Source organism: Vibrio rotiferianus CAIM 577 = LMG 21460 (assembly GCF_002741985.1).
Classification (GTDB): domain Bacteria; phylum Pseudomonadota; class Gammaproteobacteria; order Enterobacterales; family Vibrionaceae; genus Vibrio; species Vibrio rotiferianus.
This window is the reverse complement of sequence record NZ_APHW01000007.1, coordinates 93,997-102,028: the sequence shown is the minus strand read 5'-3', so window position 1 is coordinate 102,028 and position 8,032 is coordinate 93,997. Positions and strand designations below refer to the sequence as shown.

The 8,032-nt window shown below is 46.5% G+C and carries 5 protein-coding genes, 7 tRNA genes and 1 pseudogene; 12 read left to right on the top strand and 1 reads right to left on the bottom strand.

The window, feature by feature from the left end; all coding sequences use genetic code 11:
• The first annotated feature begins 1 nt into the window (after window position 1).
• The 7 genes from B853_RS03390 to B853_RS03360 all read left to right on the top strand — a co-directional run bounded on the left by B853_RS03390 (window position 2) and on the right by B853_RS03360 (window position 782).
• Window positions 2-76: transfer RNA gene (locus B853_RS03390), tRNA-Gln, on the top strand.
• A 53-nt stretch (window positions 77-129) separates the two neighbouring features.
• A tRNA-Leu gene (locus tag B853_RS03385) sits at window positions 130-214 on the top strand.
• A gap of 23 nt (window positions 215-237) precedes the next feature.
• A tRNA-Met gene (locus tag B853_RS03380) sits at window positions 238-314 on the top strand.
• 18 nt (window positions 315-332) lie between these two features.
• Window positions 333-417: transfer RNA gene (locus B853_RS03375), tRNA-Leu, on the top strand.
• 21 nt (window positions 418-438) lie between these two features.
• Window positions 439-523, top strand: a tRNA-Leu gene (locus B853_RS03370).
• 46 nt (window positions 524-569) lie between these two features.
• Window positions 570-643 (top strand) — tRNA-Gln (locus tag B853_RS03365).
• 54 nt (window positions 644-697) lie between these two features.
• Window positions 698-782, top strand: a tRNA-Leu gene (locus B853_RS03360).
• Window positions 783-942: 160 nt separating this feature from the next.
• Here B853_RS03360 and B853_RS03355 read toward each other — a convergent pair.
• Window positions 943-2,118, bottom strand: a complete 1,176-nt coding sequence (locus B853_RS03355; protein WP_038886058.1) for a 2-octaprenyl-3-methyl-6-methoxy-1,4-benzoquinol hydroxylase — start codon at window positions 2,116-2,118, stop codon at window positions 943-945.
• Between the two features lie 258 nt (window positions 2,119-2,376).
• Between B853_RS03355 and miaB the strand changes: the two genes are divergently transcribed.
• The 5 genes and pseudogenes from miaB to lnt all read left to right on the top strand — a co-directional run bounded on the left by miaB (window position 2,377) and on the right by lnt (window position 8,002).
• Window positions 2,377-3,801: a tRNA (N6-isopentenyl adenosine(37)-C2)-methylthiotransferase MiaB gene (gene miaB / locus B853_RS03345; RefSeq protein ID WP_038886056.1), complete on the top strand. Its 1,425-nt coding sequence runs from the start codon at window positions 2,377-2,379 to the stop codon at window positions 3,799-3,801.
• A gap of 73 nt (window positions 3,802-3,874) precedes the next feature.
• Window positions 3,875-4,972, top strand: coding sequence for a PhoH family protein (locus tag B853_RS03340; protein WP_010446465.1), 1,098 nt, complete (start codon window positions 3,875-3,877; stop codon window positions 4,970-4,972).
• Window positions 4,973-4,974: 2 nt separating this feature from the next.
• Window positions 4,975-5,439 carry an rRNA maturation RNase YbeY gene (gene ybeY, locus B853_RS03335; protein WP_005425552.1) on the top strand — a complete coding sequence of 155 codons (465 nt, stop codon included), beginning with the start codon at window positions 4,975-4,977 and terminating at the stop codon, window positions 5,437-5,439.
• Between the two features lie 106 nt (window positions 5,440-5,545).
• Window positions 5,546-6,444: pseudogene (gene corC, locus B853_RS03330) on the top strand (CNNM family magnesium/cobalt transport protein CorC).
• A gap of 37 nt (window positions 6,445-6,481) precedes the next feature.
• Complete coding sequence (gene lnt / locus B853_RS03325; RefSeq protein ID WP_038886054.1) at window positions 6,482-8,002, top strand: apolipoprotein N-acyltransferase; 1,521 nt, start codon at window positions 6,482-6,484, stop codon at window positions 8,000-8,002.
• Window positions 8,003-8,032: the final 30 nt, after the last annotated feature.

Below are 8,032 nucleotides of genomic sequence, written 5' to 3'. Positions count from 1 at the left end.
TAGGTCTATCGCCAAGCGGTAAGGCAGCGGCTTTTGATGCCGCCATTCCCTGGTTCGAATCCAGGTAGACCTGCCATATTCAACGTTACTGATGTTTTACCAATTACATCAATAACTACAGATCAAGTTGCGGAAGTGGCGGAATTGGTAGACGCACCAGATTTAGGTTCTGGCGCCGCAAGGTGTGAGAGTTCAAGTCTCTCCTTCCGCACCATACTTGATTAAAGAATATAGAATGGCTACGTAGCTCAGCTGGTTAGAGCACATCACTCATAATGATGGGGTCACAGGTTCGAATCCCGTCGTAGCCACCATTAATATAGATTTTAGATGCGGAAGTGGCGGAATTGGTAGACGCACCAGATTTAGGTTCTGGCGCCGCAAGGTGTGAGAGTTCAAGTCTCTCCTTCCGCACCATCTAAAAATAATCTATACTTTGCGGAAATGGCGGAATTGGTAGACGCACCAGATTTAGGTTCTGGCGCCGCAAGGTGTGAGAGTTCAAGTCTCTCTTTCCGCACCATACTTTCCTTTATAGGAAAGCACTTAGTTGAAAGGCTAAGATTAGTAGGCTATCGCCAAGCGGTAAGGCAGCGGCTTTTGATGCCGCCATTCCCTGGTTCGAATCCAGGTAGCCCTGCCATTACACAACGTTGTTGAGGTTTTACCAATTACCTTGATAACTACAGAATAAGTTGCGGAAGTGGCGGAATTGGTAGACGCACCAGATTTAGGTTCTGGCGCCGCAAGGTGTGAGAGTTCAAGTCTCTCCTTCCGCACCATTCTTAAGAAACCCAGCATTGATTTGCTGGGTTTTTTCTTTTTTCTGATTCTGGACTCGGTAGATCTCTGATTTATCGAATTAAAAAAGCGAGCTCATGGCTCGCTTTTTTTCTATCTATTGCTTTTCTATCGACTGCTTTCTATGTGCTCAGAAGTCTTTTACATACCTAGCGCATACTTTAATACTTGGGCTTTGATCGGTCCTGAGTTTTCCGCCAGCTTCAATGCTGCATTACGAGCGAACTTCAATGGCCCTAAATCATTGCTAAAGCCTTTGTAGAACACATCCATGCCCGTTTGCATTAACAAGTTATCTGGTCGACGGGCGCGCTCATATTTGGCAAGCAATGCATCGTTAAGTTGCTCTTGCTGATCGGTAACCGCAAGCAGAACATCAGCATCTTTAAAGCCGAGATTCACGCCTTGCCCAGCTAGAGGGTTAATCGTATGAGCAGAGTCACCCACTAATACGCAATTCTTGTTTGAATAACTTTGAGCATGGCGACGAGTGAGTGGGAATGAGCCAAATTGTAGAACTTCAATATCACCCAACTCGGCAGGAAAATGACGTAGGACCTCTTCTCTTAACTGAGGTTTCGTCATCGCGCATAATTGTTTAATGCGTTTTGGCGAGTCATACCAAACCAACGAACCCTGCCCGACTTCTTTACCATCTTCAGTTAATGAGCATAACGGCAAGAATGAGCGTGGACCTGACGGAGTAAATTGTTGCCAAGTGATGTCTTGTTGCGGCAGTTCAGTTTTCACGTTGATCAGCATACAGTGTTGACGGTAGTCCCATGCGGTTACACCAATACCCGCCAATTGACGAACTTTTGAGTTCGCGCCATCGGCACCAATCACCCAATTTGCTTCAAACTGCTCGCCGCTTTCTAGCGTTACACGGTTTACCTCGGCAAACTCTATATCTTTCAATCGCTCAGGGCACATCACCGTTAAGTTGTCGTGTTGTGCGAAAGCTTGCCAAAGACCAAGTTGGATTAGTCGGTTTTCAACGATATAGCCTAACTGCTCCAACGAAAGCTCATCAGAGTGAAAACGTGTACGGCACTCAGGATGTTCCCACGTTTCCAAACGACGATAAGGGCACACTCGCATGCTTTCAATCGCAGACCATGCGCCTAATGAATCAAGTAGCTTCACCGACTGATGGGAAATTGCAGATACACGAATATCCAACGCTTGAGAAACCTCAAACGCCTTTGGTTCTGCACCTTCTACTACTACAACGCTTCTGCCTTGCTTGGCAAACCCAACAGCCACGGCGGCCCCGACCATGCCGCCACCGATTACGGCGATGTCATACTTGTTCATTTTTTGCTCTTCATCGTATTGATTAATTGGCGTTTTTTAATTGTACGTTCCATGGGTATTTTTACAAAATTCTTTAACAAAAAACCTTGCTGTATATAGGGCAAAAAACTAGATTTCATCAGGGTTTGCAGAGAATTCGTCAGATCACTAGTCAGGTGCTTTTTAAAGCAGTACAATACGCCGCTTACCGCCGTGATGGCGGCTATAATTTGAGCAATAGCTCTCCGATTTAAGTACAACTGAACGAGCGAAAGTGAGATGAGTAAGAAACTGCTAATTAAAACCTGGGGCTGCCAGATGAACGAATACGATTCATCAAAAATGGCCGACCTGCTTAATGCTGCAAACGGCTATGAGCTGACCGAAGAGCCAGAGGAAGCAGATGTACTTCTACTTAACACCTGTTCGATCCGTGAAAAAGCGCAAGAGAAAGTTTTCCACCAACTTGGTCGTTGGAAAACACTTAAAGATAAAAAGCCTGGCGTTGTTATCGGTGTAGGTGGTTGTGTTGCAACTCAAGAAGGCGATCACATTCGTCAACGTGCGCCATATGTAGATGTAATCTTTGGCCCACAAACGCTTCACCGTCTTCCTGAGATGATTAAACAATCTCAATCGGATGAAGCACCAGTAATGGACATTTCATTCCCAGAGATCGAAAAGTTTGACCGCCTACCTGAGCCTCGTGCAGAAGGTGCGACAGCATTCGTTTCTATCATGGAAGGTTGTTCTAAATACTGTACTTACTGTGTAGTACCGTACACTCGTGGTGAAGAAGTAAGCCGTCCAATGGATGACGTACTGTTCGAAATCGCACAGCTAGCAGAGCAAGGTGTACGTGAAGTAAACCTACTAGGTCAAAACGTAAACGCATACCGTGGCCCTATGCACGATGGTGAGATCTGTTCATTCGCAGAACTGCTTCGTTTAGTTGCGTCTATCGATGGTATCGATCGTATCCGCTTTACTACAAGCCACCCATTAGAGTTTACTGATGACATCATCGCAGTATACGAAGATACGCCTGAACTAGTGAGCTTCCTCCACCTACCAGTACAAAGTGGTAGCGACCGCGTGCTGACTATGATGAAACGTCCTCACACTGCGATTGAGTACAAGTCGATCATCCGTAAACTACGTAAAGCACGTCCTGATATTCAAATCAGTTCAGACTTTATCGTTGGTTTCCCTGGTGAAACAGACAAAGATTTCCAAGACACAATGAAGCTAATCAAAGACGTAGACTTTGACATGAGCTTCAGCTTCATCTTCTCTCCACGTCCAGGTACGCCAGCGGCAGATTACCCTTGTGACCTATCAGAGCAAGTTAAGAAAGAGCGTCTATACGAGCTACAACAAACAGTAAACACGCAAGCAATGCGCTACTCTCGTCAAATGCTAGACACTGAGCAACGCGTTCTGGTTGAAGGTCCTTCTAAGAAGAACCTAATGGAGCTACGCGCTCGTACAGAAAACAACCGTGTAGTAAACTTTGAAGGTAGCGCAGACCTAATTGGTCAATTCGTTGACGTGAAGATTACGGACGTATTTGCTAACTCACTACGTGGTGAGCTAGTACGTACAGAAAAAGACATGGACCTTCGTAGTGTGATTTCACCAACGCAAATGATGGCGAAAACACGTCGCGAAGATGAGCTAGGTGTAGCTACTTTTACGCCATAAGCTCGTACAAATAGCCATTGAGAGCCTGGTCGTTATCAGGCTCTCGTTAAGTGGCATAAAATGAGAGGCAACATTGAGCAATAAAATCGTAACGCTAGAAATCAATCTAGAACCTTCAGACAACCGCCGACTAGCAAGCCTGTGCGGTCCATTCGATGACAACATCAAGCATTTAGAACGTCGTCTAGGCGTTGAAATTAACCACCGTAGCGACCTTTTCACCATTGTCGGTAAACCTCATACCGCAGCGGCTGCGCTGGATATTCTGAAAACCCTTTACGTAGACACCGCTCCTGTCCGCGGCGAAACCCCTGATATCGAACCAGAGCAGATCCACCTGGCAATCAAAGAATCGGGTGTACTGGAGCAGAATACCGAATCGAACTTCGAACACGGTAAAGAAGTCTTCGTTAAAACGAAAAAAGGTGTGATCAAGCCTCGTACACCAAATCAGGGTCAATACCTGATGAACATGGTGACGCACGATATTACCTTTGGTATCGGTCCTGCTGGTACTGGTAAAACTTACCTAGCGGTTGCAGCAGCCGTTGACGCACTAGAGCGCCAAGAAATCCGTCGTATTCTATTAACTCGTCCTGCGGTTGAAGCAGGTGAGAAACTGGGCTTCCTACCTGGCGATTTGAGCCAGAAAGTCGACCCATACCTACGCCCTCTCTACGATGCCCTATTTGAAATGCTGGGCTTTGAGCGCGTAGAAAAGCTGATTGAACGTAACGTGATTGAGGTAGCACCTCTTGCTTACATGCGTGGTCGTACTCTAAACGACGCCTTCATCATTCTTGATGAGAGCCAAAACACCACTGTAGAGCAGATGAAGATGTTCCTTACGCGTATCGGCTTCAACTCTCGTGCAGTTATCACCGGTGACGTCACTCAAATTGACTTACCTCGCGGTGCAAAATCGGGGCTTCGTCATGCGATTGAAGTGCTAAGCGAAGTCGACGACATCAGCTTTAACTTCTTCCAAGCTGACGACGTAGTGCGCCACCCAGTTGTAGCGCGCATCGTTAACGCTTACGAGAAGTGGGAAGCACAAGACCAGAAAGAACGTAAAGAGTTCGAAAAACGCCGTCGTGAAGAACGTGATGCCAAATTGCTAGAAGCAGCCAAAGCTGAACTGAACGCACAAGTTGCGGCAACTAAGGAATAACCATGGCAATTGAACTTGATTTGCAACTGGCAGTCGAAAATGAAGAAGGCTTACCTTCTGAGCAAGATTTCCAATTGTGGCTAGATAAGACTATCCCTCTTTTCCAACCACAAGCGGAACTGACAATTCGTATTGTCGACGAGCAAGAAAGTCACGAGCTAAACCACGAATACCGTGGTAAAGATAAGCCGACCAATGTGCTGTCTTTCCCATTCGAAGTACCACCGGGTATGGAAATGGACCTACTAGGCGATTTGATCATCTGTCGCCAAGTTGTTGAAAAAGAGGCAGTAGAGCAGAACAAGCCTCTACTAGCACATTGGGCGCATATGGTTGTACATGGCAGCTTGCATCTGCTAGGTTATGACCATATCGAGGATGATGAAGCTGAAGAGATGGAATCCCTCGAAACAGAAATCATGCAAGGTATGGGTTATGAAGACCCGTATATTGCTGAAAAAGAGTAACTTTGGTTGCTCGACAGGGAAAGGCGAACCACCCAGATAACCATCTCGTGCTCGTCTTTCTATGTGAGCTATCACACATCTGATAGCGTTACTTAATTGAGAAACAATGAACGAAGATAATTCTCCCTCTTCTAATGAAGGCAAGAAAGAAAAGGCAGAAGGTCCGAGTAGAAAGTCCTTCTTTGAACGTCTAGGTCAACTATTTCAAGGCGAACCAAAAGACCGCCAAGAGCTTGTGGATGTAATCCGTGACTCTGAAATCAATGACCTGATTGACCACGACACCCGCGACATGCTTGAAGGTGTTATGGAAATCTCCGAAATGCGCGTGCGTGACATCATGATCCCGCGTTCGCAAATGGTTACTGTTGAGCGCACAGACGATCTTGATACTTTGATCGCACTAATCACTGACGCTCAACACTCTCGCTACCCAGTGATCAGCGAAGATAAAGACCATGTGGAAGGCATTCTACTAGCGAAGGACTTACTCAAATACTTGGGCTCAGGCAGTAACCCATTTGATATCGAAGAAGTAATTCGACCAGCAGTCGTGGTACCGGAAAGTAAACGTGTCGACCGCCTGCTAAAAGAGTTCCGTGAAGAACGTTATCACATGGCAATTGTTGTCGATGAATTCGGCGGTGTTTCTGGTCTCGTAACCATCGAAGATATCCTTGAAGAAATCGTAGGGGATATTGAAGATGAGTTCGATGACGATGAAGAAACCGATATCCGTAAACTAAGCAAGCACACGTTTGCTGTCAGAGCTCTGACAACCATTGAAGAGTTTAATGAGACATTCGGTACCGACTTCAGCGATGAAGAAGTAGATACCGTTGGCGGCATGGTAATGACTGCTTTTGGTCACTTACCATCGCGCGGCGAAGTAGTTGAAATCGAAGCGTACAGCTTCAAAGTAACTGCAGCGATAACCGTCGTGTCATTCAACTTCAGGTGACGATTCCAGACGAAGAAAAGCTGGTTGAAGCCACTCAAGAGTAACGCGATACCCTAACATCGGGAATATCAGAAAAATAAAATGATGAATGTACTCTTTCATCGCCTCAAGCGGCCCTTAGTGGCCGCTTTTGTTGGCGCCTCCACTACCCTAGCATTTGCCCCTTACCAGTTATGGCCAATCGCCATACTTAGCCCTGCTATCCTGCTTATTCTTCTTGCAAACCAATCGCCTAAGCGCGCGCTTTGGATAGGTTATGCCTGGGGGCTAGGTCAATTTGCAACGGGTGTAAGCTGGGTTTACGTCAGCATTGCTGGCTTTGGCGGCATGCCGCTGATTGCAAACGTCTTCCTCATGGGCTTATTGATCGCTTACTTGTCGGTTTACACTGGCCTGTTTGCATGGCTCAGCAACAAGTTCTTCCCAGAGTTTACCCTAAGCAAAGCGCTGCTTGCTGCCCCTGCATTATGGCTAGTCACCGACTGGTTACGTGGCTGGGTAATGACAGGCTTCCCGTGGCTATGGCTTGGCTACAGCCAAATTGACGCGCCATTCGCTAGCTTTGCGCCTATTGGTGGTGTAGAACTACTAACCCTGTTCATCATGATCAGCGCTGGCGCGCTAGCGTATGCTTGGATTAACAAACAGTGGTTGGTGGTCATCATCCCTGCCGTGTTGTTAAGTACTGGCTTTGGTATTCGCCAATACGATTGGGTAACACCGCGCGTAGGAGACTCCACTAAAGTAGCTCTTATCCAAGGCAACGTTGACCAAAAACTAAAATGGCTACCAAGCCAACGCTGGCCAACCATCATGAAATACGCAGACCTCACTCGCGAGAACTGGGATGCTGACATCATTGTATGGCCAGAAGCTGCGATTCCTGCGTTTGAAATCGAAGTACCATCTTTCCTAAGGAACATTGATGCAGCTGCAAAGATAAATAACAGTGCCATCATCACTGGTGTCGTTAACCAAGGTGAAGACGGCCAGTTCTACAACAGCATTTTATCTTTAGGTGTAACTCCATACGGCGACTACAGCTTTGATATGGACAAACGCTACCACAAACATCACTTACTTCCGTTTGGTGAGTTTGTACCGTTTGAGGATGTACTGCGCCCATTGGCACCATTCTTTAACTTACCAATGTCTTCCTTCAGCCGTGGCGATTTCATTCAACCAAACATTGTGGCGAATGGTAAGCATATGGATCCTGCGCTGTGTTACGAGATCATTTTCAGTGAGCAAGTGCGTCAGAACGTCACTGACGATACCGACTTCATCCTAACCCTGTCTAATGACGCGTGGTTTGGTCATTCGATTGGTCCACTGCAACACATGGAAATCGCTCGTATGCGTGCATTAGAGCTTGGTAAACCGCTGATTCGCTCTACCAATAATGGTTTAACCGCCGTAACTGACCATAAAGGTAAGATCATCGAACAAATTCCTCAGTTTGAGACCGCAGTACTACGCGCAGAACTTGTTCCTACAGATGGACAAACGCCATATCGAGTCGTGGGAACTTGGCCGCTGTATATTTGGGCTGGATTGAGTTTGATGCTCGCTTGGTGGTTACCAAGAAAGAAAAAGTCATAAACAAAAAAAGAGGCTCTTGAGCCTCTTTTT